General features: G+C 75.0%; 16 protein-coding genes. 9 read left to right on the forward strand and 7 right to left on the reverse strand.

All coding sequences use genetic code 11. The annotated features are described in order from the left end of the window. Positions 1–76: 76 nt before the first annotated feature. Both ACIRRU_RS06850 and ACIRRU_RS06855 read right to left on the reverse strand, forming a co-directional pair. Complete coding sequence (locus ACIRRU_RS06850) at positions 77–868, reverse strand: ABC transporter ATP-binding protein (protein ID WP_363199815.1); 792 nt, start codon at positions 866–868, stop codon at positions 77–79. Then, entirely contained in the window at positions 861–1,820 is a 960-nt protein-coding gene (locus ACIRRU_RS06855; RefSeq protein ID WP_403677114.1) for an ABC transporter permease, read from the reverse strand. The genes ACIRRU_RS06850 and ACIRRU_RS06855 overlap by 8 nt, the downstream gene beginning before the upstream one ends. Positions 1,821–1,962: 142 nt before the next feature. On the opposite strand from ACIRRU_RS06855, the gene ACIRRU_RS06860 reads away from it, so the two are divergent. Then, a complete protein-coding gene (locus ACIRRU_RS06860; RefSeq protein WP_403677117.1) occupies positions 1,963–2,571 on the forward strand; it encodes a TetR/AcrR family transcriptional regulator in 609 nt (202 codons plus the stop codon). Positions 2,572–2,596: 25 nt separating this feature from the next. Here ACIRRU_RS06860 and ACIRRU_RS06865 read toward each other — a convergent pair whose 3' ends face one another. Both ACIRRU_RS06865 and ACIRRU_RS06870 read right to left on the reverse strand, forming a co-directional pair. Beyond that, the gene (locus tag ACIRRU_RS06865) at positions 2,597–3,835 is read right to left on the reverse strand and encodes a hypothetical protein (protein WP_403677120.1); all 1,239 of its coding nucleotides are present in this window, start codon (positions 3,833–3,835) and stop codon (positions 2,597–2,599) included. A gap of 230 nt (positions 3,836–4,065) precedes the next feature. Continuing rightward, entirely contained in the window at positions 4,066–7,632 is a 3,567-nt protein-coding gene (locus tag ACIRRU_RS06870; RefSeq protein ID WP_403677123.1) for a CDP-glycerol glycerophosphotransferase family protein, read from the reverse strand. 101 nt (positions 7,633–7,733) lie between these two features. Between ACIRRU_RS06870 and ACIRRU_RS06875 the strand changes: the two genes are divergently transcribed. The 6 genes from ACIRRU_RS06875 (at position 7,734) to ACIRRU_RS06900 (ending at position 18,436) form a co-directional block, all read left to right on the forward strand. Beyond that, positions 7,734–8,933: a CDP-glycerol glycerophosphotransferase family protein gene (locus ACIRRU_RS06875; RefSeq protein WP_403677126.1), complete on the forward strand. Its 1,200-nt coding sequence runs from the start codon at positions 7,734–7,736 to the stop codon at positions 8,931–8,933. Between the two features lie 133 nt (positions 8,934–9,066). Next, positions 9,067–9,855 carry a methyltransferase domain-containing protein gene (locus ACIRRU_RS06880; protein WP_403677129.1) on the forward strand — a complete coding sequence of 263 codons (789 nt, stop codon included), beginning with the start codon at positions 9,067–9,069 and terminating at the stop codon, positions 9,853–9,855. 11 nt (positions 9,856–9,866) lie between these two features. Further along, positions 9,867–10,751, forward strand: a complete 885-nt coding sequence (locus tag ACIRRU_RS06885; RefSeq protein ID WP_403677132.1) for a TylF/MycF/NovP-related O-methyltransferase — start codon at positions 9,867–9,869, stop codon at positions 10,749–10,751. A gap of 247 nt (positions 10,752–10,998) precedes the next feature. Then, positions 10,999–14,445, forward strand: coding sequence for a CDP-glycerol glycerophosphotransferase family protein (locus ACIRRU_RS06890; protein ID WP_403677135.1), 3,447 nt, complete (start codon positions 10,999–11,001; stop codon positions 14,443–14,445). Next, on the forward strand, positions 14,442–17,297 hold the full coding sequence (locus ACIRRU_RS06895) for a CDP-glycerol glycerophosphotransferase family protein (protein WP_403677137.1): 2,856 nt from the start codon (positions 14,442–14,444) through the stop codon (positions 17,295–17,297). Before ACIRRU_RS06890 ends, ACIRRU_RS06895 begins: the two co-directional genes overlap by 4 nt. Then, on the forward strand, positions 17,294–18,436 hold the full coding sequence (locus tag ACIRRU_RS06900) for a glycosyltransferase (RefSeq protein ID WP_403677140.1): 1,143 nt from the start codon (positions 17,294–17,296) through the stop codon (positions 18,434–18,436). Before ACIRRU_RS06895 ends, ACIRRU_RS06900 begins: the two co-directional genes overlap by 4 nt. A 42-nt stretch (positions 18,437–18,478) precedes the next feature. On the opposite strand, the gene ACIRRU_RS06905 is transcribed toward ACIRRU_RS06900, so the two are convergent. Together ACIRRU_RS06905 and ACIRRU_RS06910 are read right to left on the reverse strand one after the other, a co-directional pair. Next, positions 18,479–22,306, reverse strand: coding sequence for a hypothetical protein (locus tag ACIRRU_RS06905; protein ID WP_403677143.1), 3,828 nt, complete (start codon positions 22,304–22,306; stop codon positions 18,479–18,481). Next, positions 22,303–22,743 (reverse strand): hypothetical protein, encoded by a 441-nt coding sequence (locus tag ACIRRU_RS06910; RefSeq protein WP_403677146.1) that lies wholly within the window; start codon positions 22,741–22,743, stop codon positions 22,303–22,305. Before ACIRRU_RS06910 ends, ACIRRU_RS06905 begins: the two co-directional genes overlap by 4 nt. 150 nt (positions 22,744–22,893) lie before the next feature. On the opposite strand from ACIRRU_RS06910, the gene ACIRRU_RS06915 reads away from it, so the two are divergent. Further along, the gene (locus ACIRRU_RS06915) at positions 22,894–23,478 is read left to right on the forward strand and encodes a tetratricopeptide repeat protein (RefSeq protein WP_403677149.1); all 585 of its coding nucleotides are present in this window, start codon (positions 22,894–22,896) and stop codon (positions 23,476–23,478) included. An 81-nt stretch (positions 23,479–23,559) separates the two neighbouring features. Here the strand turns inward: ACIRRU_RS06915 and ACIRRU_RS06920 are convergent, their stop codons facing one another. Then, entirely contained in the window at positions 23,560–24,396 is an 837-nt protein-coding gene (locus tag ACIRRU_RS06920; RefSeq protein ID WP_403677152.1) for an SDR family oxidoreductase, read from the reverse strand. Positions 24,397–24,460: 64 nt separating this feature from the next. On the opposite strand from ACIRRU_RS06920, the gene ACIRRU_RS06925 reads away from it, so the two are divergent. Beyond that, on the forward strand, positions 24,461–25,105 hold the full coding sequence (locus tag ACIRRU_RS06925; protein ID WP_403677154.1) for a TetR/AcrR family transcriptional regulator: 645 nt from the start codon (positions 24,461–24,463) through the stop codon (positions 25,103–25,105). Positions 25,106–25,120: the final 15 nt, after the last annotated feature.

The raw sequence follows: 25,120 nt of genomic DNA on the forward strand, positions 1-25,120 counted from the left end.
TACAGGGGCGCCGCCCCTCCCGGCCCAGCGGCTCGTCATGGGCGCGCCGCCCCCTCGGCGCAGGGCTCGGGCGGGGCTACTTGCGCTTGGTGAAGGCCTCGTACTCCTTCACCACGTCCTTCGCCGGGCCGTCCATCCGCAGGGTGCCCGCCTCCAGCCACAGCGCCCGGTCGCAGGTCTCGGTGATCGACTTGTTGCTGTGGCTGACCAGGAAGACCGTGCCCGCCTCGGCGCGCAGCTCCTTGATGCGGTCGGTGCTGCGGCGCTGGAACTTCGCGTCGCCCGTGGACAGCGCCTCGTCGATGAGCAGCACGTCGTGGCTCTTGGCGGCCGCGATGGAGAAGCGGAGCCGGGCGCCCATGCCGGAGGAGTACGTCCGCATCGGCAGGGTGATGAAGTCGCCCTTCTCGTTGATCCCGGAGAAGTCGACGATGTCGTCGTAGCGTTCCCGGATCTGCTCGCGCGTCATCCCCATCGCGAGGCCGCCCAGCACCACGTTGCGCTCGCCGGTCAGATCGCCCATCAGGGCCGCGTTCACCCCGAGCAGCGAGGGCTGTCCCCGGGTATGGACCTTACCGCTCGACGGCGGCAGCAGCCCCGCGACGGCCTTGAGCAGGGTCGACTTCCCGGAGCCGTTGGAGCCGATCAGGCCGATCGCCTCGCCCTTGTACGCGGCGAAGCTGACGCCCTTCACGGCGTGCACCGTGCGGGCGCCGGGCGTACGGCGGCGGGAGGTGATCCGGCTGAGCGCCGAGGTGGCGCTGCCCCTGCCGCCGCGGGCGCCGTTGACGGTGTACGTGATGTGGACGTCGTCGACGACGACCGTCGGGACGCGGGGGTCCCCGGAGTTGTCCTGGAGGTCAGCCACGTCCGTAGGTCTCCTCTGCCTTCCAGAAGTAGACGAATCCCGCCACCCCGCAGAGCAGCGCCCAGCCCGTCGCGGCCGCCCACACGTGCGGGGGCAGCTGTCCCGCGTCGTAGCTGTCGATGAGGGCGAACCGCATGAGGTTGATGTAGACCGCCGCCGGGTTGTACTCCAGCAGCACCATCACCGCGCGCGGCACCCGCTCGCCCGCGAGCAGGTGGTCCAGGCTCCACATCACGCCCGAGGAGTACATCCAGGTCCGCAGCACGAACGGGGTCAGCTGCGCGATGTCCGGGGTCTTCGCCGTCAGCCGGGCCACCGCCATCGACACCCCGGTGTTGAACAGCGCCTGGAGCGCGAGCGCCGGGAGGGCCAGCAGCCAGGACGGCCGCGGGTACTGGCCGAACGCCAGCAGGATCAGGGTCAGCGCGCCCAGCGAGAACAGCAGCTGCTGCAACTGCTGGAGCGCCAGGGCCACCGGCAGTGAGGCGCGCGGGAAGTGCAGGGCCCGCACCAGCCCGATGTTGCCGCTGATGGCCCGGGTCCCCGCGGTGATCGAACTGCTGGTGAAGGTCCAGATGAACACCCCGGTGACCAGGAACGGGACGAAGTCCGCCACCCCGTGCTTGGTGTTCATCAGGACGCCGAAGATGAAGTAGTAGACCGTCGCGTTCAGCAGCGGCGTCATGATCTGCCAGATCTGACCCAGCTTGGCCTGGCTGTACTGGGCCGTCAGCTTGGCCGTCGCGAACGCGGCGATGAAGTGCCGCCGCCCCCAGAGCTGCCGGACGTACTCGGGCAGCGACGGCCGGGCCCCGCTGACCGTCAGGCCGTGCCGGGCGGCCAGGGCCGCCAGCTCCCCGGGGGCGTAGGCGGGGACGTGGGCGGAGGAGGCGACCGGGGCGTCCTTCGAGGGGGCGGTCGCCGGGGGCGGCGGGGCTGCTGTCTGGCTCAACGATCGATCGCTTTCGACGTCGACGGAGGAGGGGGGACGCTACGGACTCGTTGGGACGGCACCGTATCGTCGTAACGCCGAGAGTAGGGCGTCCCTACGTCGCAACGCAACCGTTTCGTCGCGGCCGACTATCATGCGGGCCATGACCACCGAACGGGGAACCCGCCGCCGCGCCCCCGCAGGCGCCGCCGTCCTGCGCGAGGACGTCACCGACGCCATCCGGGCGGCGGTCTTCGAGGAACTGGCCGCGGTGGGGTTCGCCCGGATGTCCATCGAGGGCATCGCGCGGCGGGCCGGGGTCGGCAAGACCGCCGTCTACCGCCGCTGGAAGTCCAAGCTGGCCCTCGTCCTCGACCTGGTCGCCGCCGTCGCCGCGCAGGGGATGCCCGCCCCGGCCACCGGTTCGCTGTACGGGGACGTCCGCGCCGTCCTGGAACTGGCCGCCTACGCCCTGCGCCACCCGGTCGCCTCGCAGGTCATCCCGGACCTGCTGGTGGAGGCCGCCCGCAGTCCGGAGATCTCCGACGCGATCAAGGCCGCCCTCCTGGACCAGCAGCAGGGCGTGGCCGCCGTGGTCGTCCGGGAGGCGGTCGCCCGGGGGGAGCTTCCCGAGGGCAGCGATCCGGACCGGGCGCTCGACCTGATCGTCGGCCCGCTGTACTGGCGTCTCGTCGTCGTCCGGGGCGACCTGCCCGAGGGCTACCTCGACGACCTGGCGGCCTCGGCGGTCGCGGCGCTCCGGCGGAACTGAGCGGAACGGGCCGGGTGCCCGGGTCTCAGCCCCCCGCCGCCCGCGCCTGGGCCTGCCCCGTCCCCGCCACCCGGGCCAGCACCTCGCCCGTGCGCGGGCTGAAGGCCAGCACCGTCGCGTTCTTCGGCAGCCGCTGGTCGCGGGTCAGCAGCAGCCACCGCACCCCGTACCGCTCGATGATCCCGTCCCGCCGGGCCTGCGGGGTCGACGCGTCCAGGTACGCGGCCACCGCCCGGCTCCGCTCCCGCCGCTCCGTGGCCGCGAGCCCGGCGTCCGGCAGCGCGTCGGCCAGGACGTACGCCCCGTGCCCGGCCAAGGCGTACATCGCGGGGCGGCTGTCCGTCAGGACCACCTCGCCCGCCGGGACGTGCGCCGTCGCCCAGGAGTACGGCTCCCCGGCCGTCCGCGCCTCCGCGGTCCCCGGCGGGGACGTGGTCCCGCCCTCGGGCGGGGTACGCGGCGCGGTGAGCCCGTTGTAGTACGGCCACAGCGCCGCCACGGCCGCCGCGCAGACCGCGACGAAGGCCCACCGCCGCAGCGTCGGCCGGATCCGGGTCCGCGAACGGACCGCGATCAGCGCGACGCAGCCGATCGTCGCACCGATCGCCGTCGGCGCGTCGACCAGCAGGACGAGCCCGAGCAGCACGCCCAGACCCGCCGCCTCCGCCCACCGGGGCGTCCGGCGCGGCCGGGGGCCGCCCGGCAGCGGGACGCGGGAGGCCGCGAGACCGGTCCACGCCCACAGGTGCAGGGTGAGCGCGATCGCGAACGTACCGGGCGCGCTCCAGCGGGCCGGGTCCGCCCAGTGCACCAGCGCCAGCGGCACCAGCACGAGGACCGGCGCCCAGCGGCTGGGGGTGAGCATCCTGGTGAGGCGGCCGACCCCGGTGAGCAGGAGCAGCAGGTTCACCGAGGCGCTCAGCGCCACGACGGACGCCCCCGAGAGACCGGACGCACGGGCGGTCAGCCCCTGGAGCAGCGCGTACGGGGAGTAGTGGGCGCTCGCCACGGCGGGCAGGTCCGTCATCGGGAACGCCGGGTGCAGCAGGCTCGCCTTCAGCCGTTCGACGACGGCCGCCTGGAGTCCGGCCTCGCAGCACAGCGGCGCCTGCCAGGCGGCGGCCGAGAACAGCGCCCACAGCACCCCGCCGAGCAGCAGATACGGCGACGGCAGCCACAGGGGCGGCCGGGTCGTCTCGTCGCTTTCGGGCGCGGCGGAGGGCGGGAGGTCGGACGGGGCGGAGGGTGCGGGGGAGAGGGACACACCTGATGGGTTCCGTGCGGCGGGCCCGCTCTCCCCGCCGCCACTCGTCCGGGGGATTTCGCGCGACGACGGCCGGAGCGGACCGGCGGCACCCCGGCGAGCCACTGGCACCCCGCAAGCCGTCGGCACCCCGGCGGCCCAGGGGCGCAGCGGCGGCGGACGCACGCGGGCCGGGTGCCGCGGGCCGGGTGCCGGGCGGCTGGCGGCAGGCGGCCGCTCGACGGCGGGTGCTACTCCGCGAGCAGCCGGTCCGCGACCCGGGCCGCCGCACCTCCGTCGTCCAGATCGCAGTAGTCGCGGCGGAAACTCTCGTACGCGTCGGCGTGCCGGGCGGCCAGGGCGCCGGTGTCGCGCAGCGCCTGCGCCACCTCGTCCGTGGTGACCAGCAGCGGTCCGGGCGCCCGGGTCTCGAAGTCCAGGCAGAACCCGCGCACCGTGTCCCGGTAGTGCTCCAGGTCGTGGGTGTGGAACAGCATCGGGCGGCCCGTCAGCGCGAAGTCGAACATCAGCCCCGCGTAGTCCGTCACCAGGACGTCGGCGAACAGGAGCAGCCCGGCCGCCCCCGGGTGCCCGGAGACGTCGAGCACACCGGGCCCCTCCCCGACGCTCCCGGTGACCCGGGGGTGTCGGCGGACCAGCACCGTGTGGTCCGGGCCGAGCGTCCGGGCCAGGGCGTGCGGGTCGAGCGCCGGGTCCCAGCGGTAGGGGCCGGGGGCCGTGCGGTCGGGGGAGGCGGACGGGGGGTGGGCCAGATGGTCGCGGTAGGTGGGGGCGTACAGCACGATGCGCTGCCCGGCGGGGATGCCGAGCCCGCGCCGCACCTCCTCGGCGGCCTTGTCCCGGTCGGGCGGGAACAGGACGTCGTTGGCGGGCGAACCGGCCTCCAGCACCTCGCCGCCGTACGCGAGCGACCGGCGCAGCCACGGGGTGGCGAACCGGCTCGGGGAGACCACCACCGACCACTGGGCCGATCGGTGCGCCAGGGTGGCGAGGTACTGGTGGTCGGCGTAGAGGGTGTTCGCCAGAGCGGTGCCGAAGCGGCCGAGGGGGGTGCCGTGCCAGGTCTGCACGACCGTCTGCCCGGCCCGGCGCTCGAACCACCCGGGCAGCTGTCCGTCAGTGACGATCCGCCGGGAGCACGCCAGCGCCTCGTACCAGGCGGTGCTGTGCACGGGGAGCGCCCGCGCGCCGGGCGGCACGTGGGTGGCGCGGCCGGGCAGGGTCCCGGTGACCCAGAGGTGTTCGGCGTCCGTGCCCCGGCGGACCAGTTCGGCGTGGACGGCGCGCGGGGAGTCGCCGCCCGCGTAGAGGACGGTGTCGCGGAGGGGGGAGGTGGTGCGCCGGTCGCGGTAGTGCACGGTGCGCAGCAGCCGTCTGCCGTACGCACTGCGCCCGGCGGACGGCTCCCGCGCGCCCGCCTCGCGCGCCCCTTCAGCCCCCGCCGCCTCGCGCACCCCCACGAACGCGACCGCCCCCGCCGCTTCGCCCGCCCCCGGGTCCGGCGCGGGTTCCCCTTCCGGGCCCGCGACGACGTACAGCCGGTCGCCGTGCCGCCGCTCCAGCCGCAGGACGGCGTCCCCGCACGGCAGGTGCGCGGCGGTGGAGGCGAGGACGCGCACGGGGCGGTCGTCCAGCCCCAGGCCCCAGCGGCCCTCCGGGAGCGGCGGGACGATCAGCGCGGAGAACCGGCCGCCCGCCGTACCGTCCGGCGCCCGGTCCACGGCGACCTCCGCGACCGGGACCGTCTCACCCAGCGTCTCGTGGCGCAGGCGCAGACGCGCGGTGCCGGTGCCGGGGCCATCGGTGTACGTCCCCGAGATCCGCACCGCACCCCGTCCGCCGGGCACCGCCTCCACCCGGTCCGCGACCGGTGTCCCCGCCGGGTCGAGCACCAGGTTCCCCGCCGCGTCCGCGCAGGCGGGCGGCGCCAGATCCAGGGCGGCGGGCAGCGGGACCCGGGTGCCGTCGGGCAGCAGCAGCCGGGCCCGCCACCGGGCCGCGCCCGCGGGGTCGTCCGCCGCCTCGACCTCGCGCGGGGCGCGGGGCGGGGCGGGCGGCACGGCGGCGAGTTCGGCGAGCGGAACCCGGACGGTGAAGGCCGCCCCCGCCGCGTCGCCCGCCTCGCACTCCACCGCGAGGGAACGCTCCTGCGCGCCCTCGCGGTCCAGCACCAGCGCGGTGGGGAAGGGGCCCCCGCCGAAGAGCCGCCCGGTGAGCTCCAGCGTGCCGGACCCGTCCACCGCCCGGTGCGTCTCCGCCAGCGCGGTCGGCCGCGACACCGTCAGCCGCAGTCGGCCGCCCCGGTGATCGAGCACCGCCCGCCGCCCGTCCCCCAGATCGTGCACCAGCGGCTGCTCCGCCCCCGTGTCGGTGGCGCGCACCGCGACCCGGCGGACCGTGCCGCGCCCGGCCAGCACCAGGCCGACCAGCCAGCCGCCCTCCTCCGAGGCGGGCAGCCTGTCGGGGTCCAGGACCATCTCGAAGCCCGAGTGGTCGTAACCGTGCAGCTCCTGACCGGAGTTCACCGTGGCCTCGGGCTCCCGCAGCGACCGCACCGGCACCGGGCGCACCCGCCGCCCCCGCTCCGCCCGCAGCATCCCCACGGTGATCCGCCCCCGGTCGGAGGCGGCGGGCAGGTTGCGCGGATAGGCGTACCCGCGCAGCCGCAGCGTGCCGTCCTCACCCCAGCGCGCCTCCAGGAGCCGGGCCACCGCGGGGATGTCCGTGCGCGTGAGCCGGGTGCCCGCGCCGCGCACCCCGGGGTACACGGCCCGCCGTCGGCCGGGCGCCCCGGCCACGGTGAACGTGCCCGCGCCGTTGTCCCGTTCGAAGGCGAGCACGGCCAGCAGCTCGTCGGCCCGCCGCTCGCGCACCAGGGACCACTTCACGCGCAGCTCCACCGGCAGCCCCTCCAGCGCCTCGGGCCCCAGCCGGTCGACGAACGCCCCGGCGTCCTGGAGGAACGCCGCCCGATAGGCGTCACCGCCCATCGGCAGCCCGTCCAGGAAGTACCCGAAGTCGTCGCGCAGACAGGACAGGTCGTACGCCCGCCGCCGCTCCAAGTCCCCGCGCCCGCCCAGGAACGCGCTGACCTGCTCGCACGCGGCGATCCGGTCCCGTACGCCCCGGACGTCCGTGCGCCGCCGGGTGATGGAGCCCTCCCGCACCCGCCAGTAGTAGACGTGCTCGTGCAGGACGTCGACGGACCCGGCGAGATAGTGCGCCGGGATCATGACGGGGGTGTCCTCGTACAGCTTGCCCTCGGGGAAGGCGAAGGCGTGCGCGTCCCAGAACGAGCGGCGGAACACCTTGTTCCACGCCACCCGGTCGGCGAGCAGGCGCGGGTCGCGGGTGATGTGGGTGCGCGGCCGGCTCGCGGTCAGCCAGCGGTACTGCCAGGCCTGGTGGCGTCCCCGCCCGGTCAGCCGCCACACGTTGCCGGTCGCCAGGTCGGAGCCGGTCGCCTCCAGCGAGGCCGTCATCCGCTCGTACGCGTCGTGCACGACGAAGTCGTCGCTGTCGGCGAACGCCAGGTAGGGCGTGGTGGGCGTGGTGTGCCGGACGCCGGTGTTCCGGGCCGCGCTGAGGCCCGCGTTCCGCTGCCGGACCAGGCGGAAGCGGCTGTCCCGGGCGGCGAACTCCGCCGCGATCGCCGCGCTGCCGTCCGTGGAGCCGTCGTCGACCATGACCACCTCGATCGCGTCGAGGCTCTGGTCCGCCACCGAGCGCAGGCAGTCCTCCAGGTAGTCCTCGACGTTGTGGACGGGGACGACGACGCTGAGGAGTGGTGACTTCATGTCCTGGTCAACAGGGGGCGGGTCCCGGGGTCACCGACGCTGACCCGAACGGGTGAACGCGGGCCGCCCGCCGGACCGGTCCGGCACTACGCTCGGCTGCCATGCCCCGCCGACTCTCCGCAGCCTCCGCGAAGCGGTTCCTCCGCCGCCAGGTGCTGCGGGCCGTCTACCGTGCCGACCTCCGCCGCCCGCTCGACCCGCACCTCGCCGTCTACGGGGCGTACTGGAACCGGGGCGTGGCCTGCAACCCGGCCGCGATCCACGCCAAGGCCCGCGAACTCGCCCCGCACATCCGGGGGGTGTGGGTGGTCTCCTCCCGGCACCGCGACCGGATGCCCCCGGGGGTGCCGTACGTCATCGAGGGGTCGCGCCCCTACTGGCGGGCCATGGCCACCGCCACCTACCTGGTCAACAACTCCAGCTTTCCGGGAGGTTTCACCAAGCGGCCCGGACAGCGCTATCTCCAGACCCACCACGGAACCCCGCTCAAGACGATGGGGCTCGACCAGCGCGACTACCCCGTCCTCGCCGGCCGGACCGACTTCGGCAGGATCCTCGCCCATGTCGCCCAGTGGGACTTCAGCCTCTCCGCCAACCCGCACAGTACCGAGATCTGGGACCGCGTCTACCCGGCCCCGGCTCACGCGCCCTACGAACGGCTCGACCTCGGATACCCGCGCAACGACGCGTACTTCACCGCCACCGCCGAGGACATCGCGAAGATCCGCGCCGAACTGGGCATCGCCGAGGGGCAGACCGCCCTGCTGTACGCCCCCACCCACCGCGACTACCGCGACGGCTTCGCACCCGACCTCGACCCGGAACACCTCACCCGCGAACTGGGTCCGGAATACGTCCTGTTGATGCGAGCCCACTACTTCTACGGGCGGTCCGCGGCCGTCGCGGGCGCACCGGAGCCCACCGGCCGGGTCCGCGACGTGACCGCGCACCCCCGTGTCGAGGAACTCTGCCTGGCCGCCGACGCGTTGATCACCGACTACTCCTCGCTGACCTTCGACTACGCCTGCCTGGACCGGCCCGTCGTCGTCCACGCCCCCGACTGGGACGCCTACCGCAGCACGCGCGGCACCTATTTCGACCTGCTCTCCGGCCACCCCGGCGACACCCCCGGCACGGTCACCACCACCTCCGGCGAGCTGGTCGAGGCGTTCCGTACGGGGGAGTGGCGCTCGCCCGCCGCGGCCTCGCTGCGCGGCGCGTTCCGGGAGCGGTTCTGCCCGTACGACGACGGACACGCGGCGGAACGCGTCGTACGGCGGTTCTTCGACCTGCCCGGCTGAGCGAGGCGACCGCCGCCGGGACCGGGCCCGCCGCCACCCGGATGGCCCAACGGCTGTCCGATGCCGAGTCCTCCGCCCCGCACGGTCGTTGAGCCCCACAGCTCGCTCACCCCCGCCATGTTGGGAGACGCCCATGCACCGGTCCGCCTACGAGCAGATGGAACTCTGCGTCAAGGAGTACCTGCCCGTCGAAGGACCCGCGGGGCCCGGGGCGGCGTCGGGCGGCGGGGTCTACCGGGTCGTCGACCTTGGCTCCCGTGTCTCCGGGAAGCAGACCCGCACCCACCGCGCGCTGCTGGCCGGGCACCGGATCGACTACTTCGGCGTCGACGTGCAGGACGGACCCAACGTGGACGCCGTGATGAAGAAGCCGTACCGCATCCCCGCGCGGACCGGCAGCGCCGATGTCGTCCTCTCCGGGCAGGCGTTCGAGCACATCCCGTTCTTCTGGGCGTCGATGCTGGAGATCGCCCGGGTCCTCAAGCCCGGCGGCCTCGCCTTCGTCACCGCCCCCTCGCGCGGCCATGTCCACGACGCGCAGGACTGCTGGCGCTACTACCCTGACGGATTCCGCGCCCTCGCCGCCCACTCCCGGCTCGAACTGGTCGAGGCCTACACCGACTTCCCGCCGCGGAAGGGCATCTGGCACGACTACCGGGCCATCGACAAGAAGGCCGCCTACTGGGGCGACTCCGTCGGCGTCTTCCGCAAGCCGCGGCGCTACCCCCGGCTGACGATGTTCGCCGTACGGGAGCTGGCGGTGTGGTGGGCCAACCGGGTCGGCGGCGTCGACTCCGTACCGCTGCCCGCGCCGCTGGACGGCCGCGCGCGGTGCGGCCGCGCCGAAGAGGTGCCCGCGCAGGGCGCGTCCGTGCACCGGAGCGCGGCCGCGCCGGAGCCGCCCCGATCAATGGCAGGTTGACGAAAGATGACATGAGCCGCAAAACGCGCGTACTGTCCCGGGCCATGGCTTGGCGCAACGCCGTCAACGGCGTCCTTCAGCAGCTCACCGGATATCAGCTCAGGCGCGTCCCGGTGCCCGCCGCCCGCACCGCCCCGGCGGACCCCGCCCCCGCCTCCGTCCCCGCCCCGGACGCGGCGACCTCCCCGGCGCCGAAGCCGAAGCCGAAGAAGCCCGCCCTCGCGTTCCCGCAGGACTACGACGACGAGGCCAAGGAGATCATCCGGGCGGTCAAGCCCTATTCGATGACCTCGCCCGAGCGGCTCAACGCCTTCATCCTCGCCACCCGGTACATCGCCCGGCACGGCATCCCGGGCGACATCGTCGAGTGCGGCGTCTGGCGCGGCGGCTCCATGCAGGCCTGCGCCCGCACCCTGCTGTCCGTCGGCGAGAGCGAGCGCGAGCTGTATCTCTTCGACACGTACGAGGGGATGACCCCGCCCACCGACGAGGACCTGCGGCGCGACGGCCGCCCGGCCCGGGAACTGCTCGACGCCCAGGGCAAGGACCGGCCGATCTGGGCGGTCGCGTCCCTGGAGGACGTCCAGGCCGGCTTCGAGAACGTCCCGTACCCCAAGGAGCGCGTGCACTACGTGCGTGGGCGGGTCGAGGACACCGTCCCCGGGCAGGCCCCCGAGCAGATCTCCATCCTGCGCCTGGACACCGACTGGTACGCCTCCACCAAGCACGAACTGGAGCACCTCTACGAGCGGTTGGTGCCCGGCGGAGTGCTGCTGATCGACGACTACGGCTACTGGCAGGGCTCGCGACAGGCGGTCGACGAGTTCCTCGACAAGACCGGCGAGCGGCTGTTGCTGCTGCGCATGGACGAGGGCCGGATCGCCGTCAAGCCCTGACCCGGCCCCTCCACGGCCTCGCCGGCCTCCGAGCCCCGTGTCCTCCCCGGCGCGGGGCTCGAACGCGTCACCGGCGCGCCCCCCGACGCCGGACTCCGCCCGTCCTGTCACCCGAACGGGCCCCCTCGGGTGACCGGGCACCGTGGCGCGGGTTGTACCCCATGGCCCCCGGGGATGGCCGGACATCCCCCAACACCCCGCGACCGGCACCCCCGATGCCGTCCGCCCGGAAGGATCGTGCGCTGCGATGGCACCCCGTCTCACCGTCGTCGTCCCCCTCTACAACGTCGAGGAGTACCTCGGTGCCTGTCTGACCTCGCTCGCCGCGCAGACCATGACGGACCTGGAGGTCGTCCTCGTGGACGACGGCTCCACGGACGACGGCCCGGTCATCGCCCAGGAGTTCGCGGACCGCGACCCCCGCTTCCGGCTGGTCCGGCAGGAGAACGCCGGGCTCGGCGCGGCCCGCAACACCGGGGTCCGCGAGGCCTGTTCCGCGGCGGAGTTCCTGACGTTCGTGGACAGCGACGACATCGTCCCGCCCGGCGCGTACGCCCGGATGCTGGTCGAACTGGACCGATCCGGCTCCGACTTCGCCACCGGCAACGTGCTCAGGCTGCGAGTGAACGGGGAGCTGGAGCAGTCCCCGATGTACCGCAGGCCGATGGAGAAGGCCCGCTCGGCCACCCATGTCACCCGGGACTGGATGCTGCTCGGGGACCGTATCGCCTGCAACAAGGTCTTCCGCCGGGCCTTCTGGGACGAGCACGCCTTCGCCTTCCCGACCGGGGTGCTCTACGAGGACATCGCCGTCGTCCTGCCCGCCCACTTCCTCGCCCGGTCCGTCGACGTCGTGGCGGAGCCCGTCTACCACTGGCGCGACCGGGACGGCTCGATCACCACCCGCCGGGCCGTGCCCCAGGGCATCCGCGACCGGGTCACCGCCGTCACCACCGTCAGCCGGTTCCTCGCCGGCCGGGCGGACACCCCGGAGGGGGCCGAGGCGAAGCGGCGTTACGACGCCCATGCCCTCTCCGGCGACCTCTGGCTGTTCATCGAGGCCCTGCCGGACGGCGACGCGGAGTTCCACGAGGCGTTCCTCGACCACGCGAACGCGTTCGCCGCCACCGTCGAACCGGACGTCCTCGCCGGGCTGCCCCTGCATCTGCGGGTCAAGTGGCAGCTGATCCGCGAGCGCCGCACGGCCGAACTCCTCGCCCTCCTCGCCGACGAGAAGAAGGACCGGGACACCTTCCACGTACGCGGCCTGCTCCGCCCCCGCGCCCACCACCCCGCCGTCCGGGCCCCGTTGCCGTCCGCCGTCACCGCGCTGACCCCCGCCGACCTGCCCGTCCACGCCCACCTCACCGAGGCCGTCTGGCGGGACGGGCTGCTCCGGCTCACCGGGTACGCCTACGTCCGCAACGCCCCCGGCGGCCCGGTGCGGCTCGGCTGGCTGCGGTCCGGGCGGCGGATGATCCCGCTGCGGACCCGCCCCGTCCCCGGCGACGAGGCCACCGCCCGCTCCGGCCGCTCCCTGCACCGCTACGACCGGGCCGGGTTCGAGGCGGTCATCGACCCGCGCAGGCTCGTCGCCCGGTCCGGGGACGGCCGTACGGTGTGGAAGCCGGAGGCCGTCGTGATCGGCGCGGGCCGCCCGCGCCGGGGCCCCATGCGCCTCGTCGGCACCCCCGCCCCGCCCGCCGTGACCTACACCGACGAGCGGACCCGGGTCGTACCCGTCCTGTCCGGCAACAAGCTGGAGCTGCGCACCGAACGCGTCGCCGCCGTCCTGACCGGGCAGTCGGCCGTGGAGGACGCCGTGCGCCTGGAGGTGAAGCTCCTCGCCGACGCCGGGCCGGTGGCCCTTCGGCTCACCGAATGGCGCAGCAAGGAGACCCGGGAGTTCGCCCTGCGCGGCTCGCGGGGCTCCCGGGCGGCGGACATCCCGCTCAGCGCCTTCCGCGGCGAGGACGACATCTGGGGTGTGCAACTCATCGGCGAGGGCAAGCCGTTGACCGTGGCCGCCCGCCCCGACGCCGAGGACGGCCGCCACCCGCTGCCCGGCGGCCGCGAGCTGCACGTCGCCCCCAACCCCTCCGGCGACCTGGTGCTGACCGACCGGACCGCGGCGCCGCTCGTCACCGCCGTCGAGTGGGACGGGCGGCTGGTCCTCACCGGCACGTTCGCGGCGCCCGCCGCGGCCGCCCACGAACTCGTCCTGCGCCACAGCGGCCACCACGAGGAGGCCGCCGTCCCGCTGGAGCGCCGCGAGGGCGAGGGCTTCCGGGCCGTCGTCGCACCCGCCGCCGTCGACGGCCCCGCGGGCGCCCTGCCGCTGTCCGAGGGGCGCTGGTACCTCTTCCTGCGGGAACCGGGCGAACGCGACCCGGAGGCGTACCGTCCGCTGCGCCTCGGCACCCCCCTGCACGGCACGCTGCCCCGCCACCACCACCTGGGCGGACGGGACTTCACCCTCCAGCGACGCCACCACGACCGGCTCGTCCTGGAGTCCGGCAGCTCCCTCCCGGCCGCCGACCGGGGACCGTACGGGCAGCGTGTCCGGCGCGAACGCTACGCCGTGCTCCGCGCGGTCGCCCCGGCCGCCTCGCGCCCCGCCGTCCTCTACTCCAGCTACGACGGCCGCCAGTTCTCCGACTCGCCCCGCGCCATCCACCGCGAACTCGCCTCCCGCGAGGGGGACATCGAGCACCTGTGGGCCGTCCGCGACCAGCAGGCGGCCGTGCCCGACGGGGTCCGGCCCGTCGCCCTGCACAGCGCCGAGTGGTATAAGGCGCTCGCCCGCAGCCGGTGGATCGTCACCAACACCCATCTGCCGCAGTGGTTCGAGCGGGCCGACGGCCAGTGCGTCGTCCAGACCTGGCACGGCACCCCCCTCAAGCGCATCGGCCGCGACCTCGCGGGCACCCCGCACGCCGACGCCGCCTACATGGCGTCCCTGGAGCGCCGCTCCGCCCAGTGGAGCGTCCTCGTCTCCCCGAACAGCTTCTCCACCCCCGTCCTGCGCCGCGCCTTCGGCTACACCGGCGAGGTCCTGGAGTGCGGCTACCCCCGCAACGACCTGCTGTTCGCCGCCGACCGGGCCAAGGTCGCCGCCGCCGTACGCGAACGCCTCGCGATCCCCGAAGGGCGGCGGGTCGTCCTCTACGCCCCGACCTGGCGCGAGGACCAGCCCCGGCAGGGCGGCCGCTACGGGCTCGACCTCCAACTCGACCTGGAGCGGGCCCGCGAGGCCATCGGCGAGGACAGCGTGCTGCTGGTGCGCCGCCACTACCTCGTCGGCGGCAGCGTCCCCGACACCGACTTCGTCCGCGACGTCTCCCGCCACCCGGACACCACCGAACTGCTGCTCATCAGCGACGTCCTGGTCACCGACTACTCCTCGATCATGTTCGACTTCGCGCAGACCGGGCGCCCGATGCTCTTCCACACCTACGACCTGGCGCACTACCGCGACACCCTGCGCGGCTTCTGCTTCGACTTCGAACGCCGGGCCCCCGGGCCGCTGATCCCCGACTCCGCCGGGGTGGTGGCCGCGCTCCGCGACCCCGAGGCCGCCACCGCCGGACACCGGGAGGCTTACGGACAGTTCCGGGAGGCGTTCTGCGACCTCGACGACGGGACCGCCGCCGCCCGGGTCGTGGACCGGATGCTCAAGGGGGAGCCGGCATGAGCGACTTCAGCTGTGTGATCACCGGTGGCGGGGACGGCGCGGGCGGCCCGGCCGAGGCGGACGCCCTGCGCGCCTCCGTCGACTCCGTGCTCGGCCAGTCCCTGCGCGCCGCCGAGGCCGTCATCGTCCTCGCCTCGGCCGCGGGAGCGGCCACCCGCACCGCCGCCCGCGCCCTCGCCGACCGGGCCCCCGACCGGGTCCGCCTGATCCACGCCGACCCGGCCGCCCGCACCACCGGGGCCCTGCGCAACGCGGGCCTGGACGCGGCGTCCGGCCGCTACGTCCTGGTCCTCGGCCCCGGCGAACGCCTCCAGCGCCACGCCTGCCGCAACCTCTGGCAGGCGGGCGAACGCGGCCGCGCCGACCTGGTCGCGGGCCGCTGGAGCCGGGCCGCCGACGAGGACGGCAAGGAACGGGAGCCGTCCTGGCAGGGCGAGCTGTACGCCCGCTCCCGCACCCTCGCCCACTTCACCGACGCCCCCGGGCTCGTCGTCCGGGACGCCCTGGTGACCGGCTTCTGCCTGCGCCGCGAAGCCGTCCGGCGGCACGGCCTGCGCTACGAGGAGGACCTGGCGCACGGCGAGATCCTGTTCGGGCCGCTCGCCGCCGCCGCGGTCGGCCGGATCGCCCTGGTGCGCCGCCTGATCGTGACCGGGCGGCCCGCCCCCGACCGGGCCCGCGACCTCACCGCCCTGGTCGAGGCGCACCGCAGGGTCGCCAACACCCTGGTCGCCCTCGGACTGCCCGAACTGCGCGAGGCACGTGAGGAGGCCTTCGCCCGCGACCATCTCGTGCCGCTCGCCAAGTCCTTCCCCCGACTGCCCGCCGCCCGCCGCGCGCGGGCCGCCACCGCCGCCGCCCGCACCCTGACCGGCCCCGTCCCGCCGGGCCTGCCGCCGCTGGAGCGGGTCGCGGTGGGCGAGCTGGCCGGCGGCGACCCGGAGCGCGTGCTGGCCGCCGCGTACGCGCTGGTCTGGCCCGCCACCGTGTGCGCCCCGCTCGTCACGGGCCCGGACGGGCGGGTGGCGTGGGACGAGCGGTGCCCCGTCGACGTCACCGACGTCGGCTACCAGTACCGCGGGTTCGGCGAGCAGCGGCTGCTGAACCGGCTCACCCGGTGCGCCGGGGACAGCGGCGCCCTGCTGCTCGAGGGGCGCCTCGTGCTGCCCGGCCACGGCGGGCCGGCCCCCGACGCGCCCCTCACCGCGACTCTGGAGTTCCGGGGCCGGGGCGGGGCGCGCGCCGTCGCGTTCCCGGCCCACGAGGTGCGGCACGACGGGACCGGGATCAGCTGGCGGGTGCGCGCCGACGTCTCGCGCCTGCTGCGCCCCGTGGGCGTACGCGACACGGCGTGGGACGCGCGGCTGATCGTGGAGGCGGACGGGGTCCGGTCCGTCAGCGACCTGTTCGCCCCCCGGGACCAGGTGCCCGACGCCCTCCGGTTCGCCGCCCGGCCCCGGCTCGGTCCGCTCGCCGGGGACACCTGGGAGCCCTACATCACCCTCAAGGACCACCTGGCGCTCCGCCTCACCGCCCGCCGCCGCCCGGCCCGCACCACCCGCCGCCTGGTCCGCTACGCCACCCGCTTCCGCCCCGCCCGCAAGGCCAAACTACTGGCCAGGGCGGTCCGTAAACGCGCGGACCGCTACCGCTCCCGGGGCTTCAAGACCACCGCCTACAACACCTGGCTCACCCGGCTCCCGGTCCGCCGGGGCTCCGTCGTCTTCGAGAGCCACATGGGCACCAACTACGGCGACAGCCCGCGCGCCCTGTACGAGGAGATCCGCCGCCAGGGCCTCCGGCTCCACGCCACCTGGTCCCACGACGCCTCCCCGGCCGGATTCCCGGACGACGCCCGCCTGGTGCGCCGCTGGTCCTGGCGCTACCTGTGGGCGCTGGCCCGCGCCGAGTTCTGGGTCGACAACCAGGGCTTCCCCCAGCACCTGCGCAAGCCCGCCCACACCACCTACCTCCAGACCTGGCACGGCTCCGCGTACAAACGGATGGGCTTCGACGAGACCCGCGTACGGATCCAGAACGCCCCGCACCGCGAACGGCTCCAGCGGGCCGTCGACCGCTTCGACCACTTCCTCGTCCGCTCCGAGCACGACGTGGACACCCTCGCCCGCGCCTACCGCATCCCCGAGGAGCGGCTGCTGCGCACCGGCTACCCCCGCAACGACGCGCTGCTCGCCGCGCGTGACCGCTCCGAGGCGGAGGGACGGCTGCCGCGTCCGCCGCTCGCCGCAGCCCTCGGCCTCGCCGACCACAAGAAGACCGTGCTGTACGCGCCGACCTTCCGCGGCGGACCCGGAAAGCAGCGCAAGCGCCGACTGCTGCTGGACGTAAGGGAGTTCGCCGAGCGGTTCGGGGACACCCACACCCTGCTCGTGCGGGCCCACTACCTGGAGTCGGCGCGGCTGCCCGTCTGCCCGCCCGGGACCGTCGTCGACGTCTCCCGCCACCACGACGTCAGCGAACTCCTCGCCCTCACCGACGTGCTGGTCACCGACTACTCCTCGATCATGTTCGACTTCGCCCTCCTCGACCGGCCGATCCTGCTGTTCGCCCCCGACCTGGAGGCCTACGCGGCCGACCGCGGCAGCTACTTCGACCTGCGGGAGAAGGCGCCGGGGCCGGTGACCGAAACCCAGGACGAGCTGTTCGCCGCCCTCGCCGAGCTGAAGAAGTCCGAGACCCGCCACGCCGGCCGGCGCGCCGCCTTCGCCGCGGAGTTCGGGGCCTTCGACCGGGGTGACGCGGCCCGTGCCACGGTCGCGGCCGTCTTCGGGCCCCGGGCCTCGCGGGGCGCCCGTCAGACCACCGACCACGACCGGGGGGCCGGCCGATGAGCCGCGACATCTTCTTCGTCTCCAACACCACCGACGAACTCGGCGGCGTCACCGGCTGGACGCACCAGACCGCCCGTCTCTTCGCCCAGCAGGGCCACCGCGTCCACGTCGTCGGCATCCACTCCGCCGACCTCACGATGGCGCTGCCCGAGCAGCCCGCCCACCCCGTCACCGCCCTCTACCCCGCGCACCCCCCGACCCCCTGGACGCCCCACGGCCTCCGGGACCGCTTCCGCCTCCCCACCCGCCGCGGGGAGGCGGCCCGGGTCGCCTCCAAGAAGGAGGCGGTGGCCCGGCTCTCGGAGCTCTTCGCGACCGCCCGGCCCGGCGCGGTCGTCATCGTCACCCAGGTCTGGGCGATGGAGTGGGTCTCGGAGGCCGACACCAGCGGGCTGAGGGTCATCGGGATGAGCCACGAGTCCTACGACTACTCCCGGGCCGGTCACCGCTACCGCTGGATCAGGAACCAGTACCGGGACCTCGACCACTGGCTCGTCCTCACCGAGGAGGACGCCGACCGGTGGGCCGCCGACGGCATGAACAACGTCGGCTTTCTGCCCAACGCCCTCGCCCGCCTGCCCGTCCTGCCCTCCCCGCGCACCGCGAGGACCGTCGCCAGCATCGGCCGCCTCTGCGACCAGAAGGCCATTGACCTGCTCCTGGACACCTGGGCCCTGGTCGCCCCGGCCCGCCCCGGGTGGACGCTGCGGGTGTACGGGGCGGGCGAGGACGAGGCCGCCCTGAAGGCCCAGTGCACGGCGCTCGGGCTGGACGGCTCGGTGGAGTGGATGGGCCGCACCGACGACGTGGAGGGGGCGCTCGCGAAGTCCTCGGTCTTCGTGCAGTCCTCGCGCGGCGAGGGCTTCCCGCTCGCGCTGCTGGAGGCGATGGCCTCCGGGGTGCCCTGTGCGGCCTTCGACTGCGCGCCCGGGGTGCGGGAGATCGTCCGGGACGGCGAGGACGGGCTGCTGGCCCCCGCGGGGGACGTCGCCGCGCTCGCCGACCGGCTGCTGCGGCTGACCGGCAACCCCCGGCTGCGCGACGCGATGGGGACCCGCGCGCGGTCCGCGGTGCAGCGGTTCTCCGAGCCGGAGACGCTGCGCCGCTGGGAGGAGCTGTTCGCTTTCCTGGAGCGCTGAGCTGCGGGAGCGCCACCCCCGCCTGCGCCCCTCGGGGGAGCCTCAGCGTCGGGTGGCCATCACGTGCGCGAGGCGCAACAGGTCGCGTACGTCCGGACCGTCGCCTTCGGCCCGAGCCAGCGCCGCGCGTTCGGCGTCGTCCCAGCCCGCCGGGGAGCGCCGCACCAGCGAGCCGGGATGGTGCAGATCGTGCACCCGGGACACGAACGCGGAGGACCGGCGCTGCCCCGGCGCGTCCACGTCGAGATACCCGGAGTACAGCACGTGCCGCCCGCCCGGCGCCGCCAGCACCGCGCGTAGCCAGCTGGCGGAGCCGATGACCGCGGGCGGGACGTCGACCGGGGCGAGATTCCGCCACGGGTCGAAGAAGTGGAGCCGGTCCTGCGACCCGGCGTGCCCGCAGACCACGTCCCAGGCCGGGACCGCGCACAGCCCGGAGAGCATCGGGGTGCCGCGGGACGCCACCGGCCGCATCCCCCCGGCGTCCAGCCGCCACAGCACCAGACCGCCGCCCGGCCCCGCCGTCACCAGCGCGTCCTCCCCGGCGAAGACCAGCTCCCGCACCGGCGCGTGCTCCGCCGGTACCTGGGCCGCGTCCAGCGCGTGGCCGAGCGCCGCGTGGACGGCGATCAGGCGGTGCCCGTCGCTCAGTACCATGCGGTCGCCCCGGGGAGTCACCGCCATCGGACCGCCGGTGCCCAGCGCCCACTGCCCGAGGTCGACCTGGCGCAGCTCCCCCCTCGCCCCCAGGACCAGCGCCCCGGGGACGAGGGGCAGCGAGATGACACAGCCGTACGCCGTGACCGCCAGCCGCGCCCCGGTCAGGGTGCTGCCCTGCGCCAGCACCCGGGTCTCCCGCGAGGTGTGCCGGACCAGTTCCGCCCGGCCCGCGTACCCCTCGCTGCGGCGCAGCGCGACCACGTCCCCGGGGCCGAGGACGGCGAGCGACTCGTGGGCCATGGGGCCGCGGTACAGGACCGTCCGGTCGCCGGTCGCCGGTTCGAAGGTCTCGACCACTTCGGGGTACGGCCCGTCCATGTCGGCCGTCAGCCGCGCGACGGCCAGCACCTCGCCGCCCCGCCCGAACGCGCTGTGCGCCGCGGAGAACACCCCGAAGTCCTCGGGCAGGGTCCGGGTCGCCGCCCCCGCCATGCTCTCCACGGCGGCCTGGGCGCGGCGCGGGGAGAGGGACCGCAGCCAGGAGAACAACTCCGCGTCCACCGGGTGGTCCGGCCGCGCGCGCCGGGGCATCCGGTTCACAAGGCGTACCGCTTCGGCGACGGGGGCGGAGCAGGCCAGCTCCCAGTACGCCGTCCAGTCCCGCCGCCGTGCCAGCTCCCGCGCCGTGTCCGTCAGCGCCGCAGCGGACACGTGCGGCGGCCCGAACAGCTCCTCGTGCCATCCCTCCACGGTGATCCGGGCTTCCGGCACGCGGTGGCCCAGGGAGTCGGGGTCGAGCACCCGACGCGGCACGTCGACCTCCGGCTCCTGCGGCAGGCCCGCCGCCCGCAGGGCGCTGTTCTGCCGCGTCACCGCCCGTCCCAGGGACGACAGATAGGTGGCGGGCGCGCGGTCGGCCAGTCTGCGCAGCCACGTCACCGCCTCCTCGCCGACCTCCACGGCCTCCCGGGGCCGTTCCGCGTCGAGCAGGATCCCGTGCAGGCTCATCAGCGCCGTCGTCCACGCGGAGGTGTACCGGTCGGGGTCCGCCTCGGCGAGAGCCCGGTTGAGGTCGGCGACCTCCTGGGCCGGCGCTACGGCCTCGGCGTGCCGCCCGCGCCCGGACAGCAGTTCGCGCAGCCGCTCCAGCGACGCGACGAGAGGCGTGTCCTCGACCGGTGCCCCCGCGCGCACCATCTCCCGGCCCAGCTCCACCGCCTCGCCCAGGGCGACGTCCTCCCCGGGCGGACGGAACGTGAGGGCCGCCCCGTTGGTCAGCGCGATGGCCAGCCCCCTGCGCTGCTCCGGGTCGTGGACGGCCGCCGCGCGGTACGCGTTTGCCGCCTCCTGGTTCGCCCGGTAGGCCTCCTCCCACCGGCCCACGGACTCCAGATAGACGCTGACGTTGGCCAGCGCGGTCGCCCGGTAGGGCTCGTACCGGCGCGGATCGTTCGGGGCGAGGCGGGTGAAGAGGTCCACCACCTGCTGCTGCGCCGCCATCGCCTCGTCCCTCCGGCCGGTGGCGTGCAGCAGGCTCGCGACGTTGGTCAGGGTGCGCCCGCTGTGCTCCTCGTAGGTCTCCGGGTCGTCCGCGGCCAGCTCCTGGAAGAGCTCGGCGCTGCGCCGGGCCGCCCGCAGCGCCTCCTCGGTGTGTCCCAGGTCGCGCAGGTTGTTGCCGTGCGCGGCGTGCAGCCAGGCGCGTTCGTGCTGGTCCGGGGCGGCTTCGAGGCGGGAGGCGAACAGCCGTACGTTGATGGCCGCCCGCCCCACCACGAGGTTGACGGGGGCCGGGCTCGGCACGGCGGCCACCAGGTCCTCCAGCAGCGCCGTGGTGATGTCGGGCAGCTGGGCAAGCGCGGTGAGGGCGGCCCCTCCGGCGGCCTGGCCGAGGCCGGGGTCGGCGGCCAGCAGCGGATACAGGCAGGCGGATCCGAGGTGCGGCCAGCGGCCCGCCGCCGCGACCAGCGTGGACACCGCCCGAGCGGGACCGGAGCCGTGCCGCAGCACGGTGCCCGCGGTGTCCGCCGCCCACGGCTGGGCGGGGTAGTCGGCCGGGTGGCCCGGTACGGTCAGCGCGACGAAGTCCTCGGCCAGCCGGTCGGGGGAGAGCGGTTCCAGGACCGTGCCGTCCACGCCGTCGAGCGGCGGGTAGCAGACGCCGTGGTCCGCCAGCACGGTGACAGTCGGCTGCCCGAGCTCCAGCGCGTCCACCAGCAGGGCTCCCCGGTCCTCCGTCTGCGCGCCGCTGAGGGAGGCGGCGAAGACCACCCGGTTCATGACCGCGGGGGGCAGGGTGACGCGCCCTTCGCCGCGCCGGTCGTGCAGCAGCGCCCAGCCCAGGTGCTCGCGGTCGAGGAGGTAGAGGGTGAGCCCCGCCAGACCGTGTGGGGCGCGGCGGCCCGAGGAGGCGGTGTCGACGGCCACCAGGGCGGCCATGTGCACGGCGAGCACCAGGCCGAAGTCGTCGTCGGTCAGGTCGGGTTCGTCCGGCGGCGGCTCGATTCCGTACCGCTCGGCGAAGGCGAGGCGTGCCGTACGGAACATCGCCCCCCGCTCGCCCTGCCCGGCCGCCGGACCGCTCGGCTCGTCCAGCGGCCCCAGGGCCTGTGCCGACACGTCGAACTGCTCACCGGCGAGCGCCCCGCGCAGCGCGGGCCACGGATCGGTACCGCGCGCCAGCAGCAGGACGCGGACGCGTGACTCCGGCTGGTGGAGCAGGGCGTTGCTGAACAGCCAGGTGAGGGTGGTCAGCGCCCAGCGGTCCGCGTAGTCGATCACGAGCAGGAGCCCCGCCGAACCGTCCGGTGCCAGATCCTGGCTGCCGGGCGGCGGCAGCACGGTACCGGGCCCCTCGACGGCGGTGACCACCGTCCAGCCCCGCTCGGACAGTTCGGCGGCCAGTTGCTGGGCCAGCCGGGTCTTGCCCTGCCCGCCCGGCGCGTACAGCCAGCGCGCCGCCCGCCGGGGACCGCTCGCGCACCAGTCGTGCAGCGCCCCCAGCTCGTCCTGGCGCCCGGTGAAGGGCGCCACCGCGAACCGCGCGTGGAGCATCCGGCTGGGCTGCTGCCGCAGCCACTCCGGATCCGCCTCGGGGGCCGCCGTCCACCGGCGCAGCACGTACAACGGGGTGCCGTCGCCGAACACATGGATGTCCGCGCCGACGACACCGTAGGCGAACCCGCCCGTCGCGCTGACCCGTTGGCCGCTCACGCCGGGCGGTCGCCGCGGCCGGGGCCGCCCTCCTGATGGATGATCACGTTCCCGCCCTGCGCGCCGAACGCCTGCCCGTGGTCGTGCGCCTCGACGTGCTGCACCCACTGGCGCTGCTGGGCGGGCAGCTCCTCCTGGAGCCGCCGGGTCAGCTCACGCAGTTCGTCGGCGACCTCCGGGTGCGCCTGGAGGAACTGCGCGAGCCGCAGCTGCCACGCCGGTGCCAGCTGGCGGCGGGCCGCCTCCGGGTCTCCCGCCCGGGCGACGAGCGCGGCCTCGCTCTCCAACAACGTGACCAGCGCACCCTGTTCGGGTTCCTCGTCCCGCCGGAACAGCTGGACCAGCCCGGAGCGGGCGGCGCCCCAGGCGTCCGTCGCCATCGCGGCGACGAGCGTGGTCGAGGCGGCCGCGGCGACCGCCGCCAGGGATTCCATCATGAGCATCCTCCTGTTGCCGTGTCCGCACCATCGTGACACCGCGGAGCGCCCCGCGTCCGCGCTCTCGCGCGTCACCGTGCCGCGGTTGTACCGTGGTTGGCCGTAAAGACGGAGACCACGCGGCGGGCAAGCCGTGGGCGAGGGGGCATCGTGTGGCGCCGCGGAGGTCCCGGCCGCTCCGGCCTGCGTCGGCAACTGCGCACGGCGCGAGCGCTGTTCGACACCGGTGACTTCGCCGCGGCGGAGGTGCTGCTGCGCCGTCTGCTGCCCGACTGCGAGGCGGAGCTGGGGCGGGACCACCAGGAGACCATCGGCCTGCTGAACACGCTCGGCTCCGCCCTCTACCAGCAGCGCAAGGTGGACGCGTCGGTGCGGATCGCCCGCCAGGCCACCGACCGCGCGGAGCTGGCCTGGGGTCCCGACCACCCCCGGACCCTCGACTGCGCGCACAACCTCGGTGCGGCGCTGGCCATCCAGGGCGCGGCCGACGAGTCCTTCTCCGTTCTCGACCGGACCTGGCAACGCCGAGCCGCCCGCCTCGGACCCGGCCACGAGTCCACCCTCACCACCGCCCTCACCCTGGGCGCCACCCTCTTCGCCGCGGGCCTGCACCACGACGGCCTGACGGTTCTGCGCCAGGCCCACGCCCAGAGCCAGGCCTTGGCGGCCGGGCATCCGGTGCGGGCGGACATCGCGGAGAATCTGCGGATCGTGGAACGGAACGCGGGCTACTGACCGGCCGGTGCCCCGCCCCGGCTGCACGCACCGGCGTGCCGTCGGATGCCCGGCCGGTCCCGGCCGTTCCGGCGTCCGGGGTCAGTCGCCCCGGGTCAGCCGGCCGGAGCGCACGGCGGCGACGACACCGCCGTCGGCCAGCAGGTCGGTGCCGGTGACGAAGGAGGCGTCCGGGCCGAGAAGGAAGGCCGCGGCGGCCGCGATGTCCTCGGGGGTGCCGAGCCGCCCCGTCCCGGACGCCTCGACCATGGCCCGCATGGTGCGCCCGCTCTCCCCGGCGAGTTCCTGCCGGCCCATCGGTGTGGAGATGACCCCGGGGCTGATGCTGTTGACGCGCGCCCCGCGCTCGCCCCACGGCATGGACGCCGCCTGGACGCGGAGCCGGTTGGCGTACTTGGAGAGCGGATAGGCCTCCTGCGCGCTGAGTGTGTCCGGGTCGAGGAAGGGCAGGGCGAGCAGGTCGTCGGCGGGGGTGTGCGCCAGGGCCCGCTCCGTCTCCGGGGTGAGCGCGCCGGGCAGCATGTGCCCGGCCATGCTGGCGATGACCACTCCGGCGCCGCCCGGTGCGATCACCCTGCCGAACTCCTCCAGGACCAGGGCGGTGCCCAGCAGATCGACCGCGAGGACGGCCTTCCCGGACGCCTGCACCGGGGAGAGTCCCGCCGTGTGGGCGACCTGGACGACCGGACCGAGTTCCGCCGCGGCGTCCGCCAGCGCGGCCACGGAGGCACGCGCCGAGACGTCGACGGTGTGCGTGACCACCGTGTGGCCCTGGCCCCGCGACTCCTCGGCCACGGCGGTGAGGAGCTTCTCGTCGAAGTCCGCGAGCACCAGGGTCCGGCCGGGCCCCTGGCGCCGGGCGATGGCCTGCCCCATGCCGCCGACGCCGATGACGACCACGACGTTCGTCCTGCTCATGGGCACCTCCAATAACGTTACGAACCGTTTCGTAAATGATTGTACGACTCGTAGAATGGCTCCCATGGCACCGGTGGAGCGACGCGGCAGGCCCCGCGGCACGGGGACGGACGAGACGATCCTGGACGCGGCGCGCGACCTGCTGCTGCGCGAGGGCTACGCCGGACTGTCGATGGAGAAGGTCGCCGCAGCGGCGCGGGTCGGGAAGCCGACCCTCTACCGCCGCTGGCCGTCGAAGGCGGCCCTGGTGAGCGACGTCGCCCGCCGGGCCTCCCCGGCGGCCGCCCCCGGTGAGGGCGTGCCCGCGCCCCGCCCGGGGGAGATCGTGCCGTCCCTGGTGACCTGGTTCAGGACGTACGCGCGCTCGGTCACCGACCCCGGCCACGCCGCGCTGGTCCTCGCCCTCACGGCGGCGGCCGCGGAGAGCCCCCGGAACGCCGAGTCCCTCTACCTCGGCGGCACCCGCGACCACCACGCCGCACTCGCCGCCCTGCTCCGCGCCGGAGTCGAGGCGGGGGAGCTGCGCGCCGACACCGACGTCGACGCCGTCGTCGGCGCCCTGACCGGGTCGGTCCTCTACCTGCTGCTCACCGGCAGGCCCGCCGAGGCGCCCGAGCGGGCGGAGGGCTTCCTCCGCGCCGTGCTGGACGGCGCCCGCGCCCCGGAGGCCGGTGCGCCCGGAGACCGGAGCGACGCGGACGGGCCATGACAGCCCGGGAGGGAG

It is taken from the genome of Streptomyces sp. NPDC101181 (genome assembly GCF_044767975.1).
Taxonomy (GTDB): Bacteria; Actinomycetota; Actinomycetes; order Streptomycetales; family Streptomycetaceae; genus Streptomyces.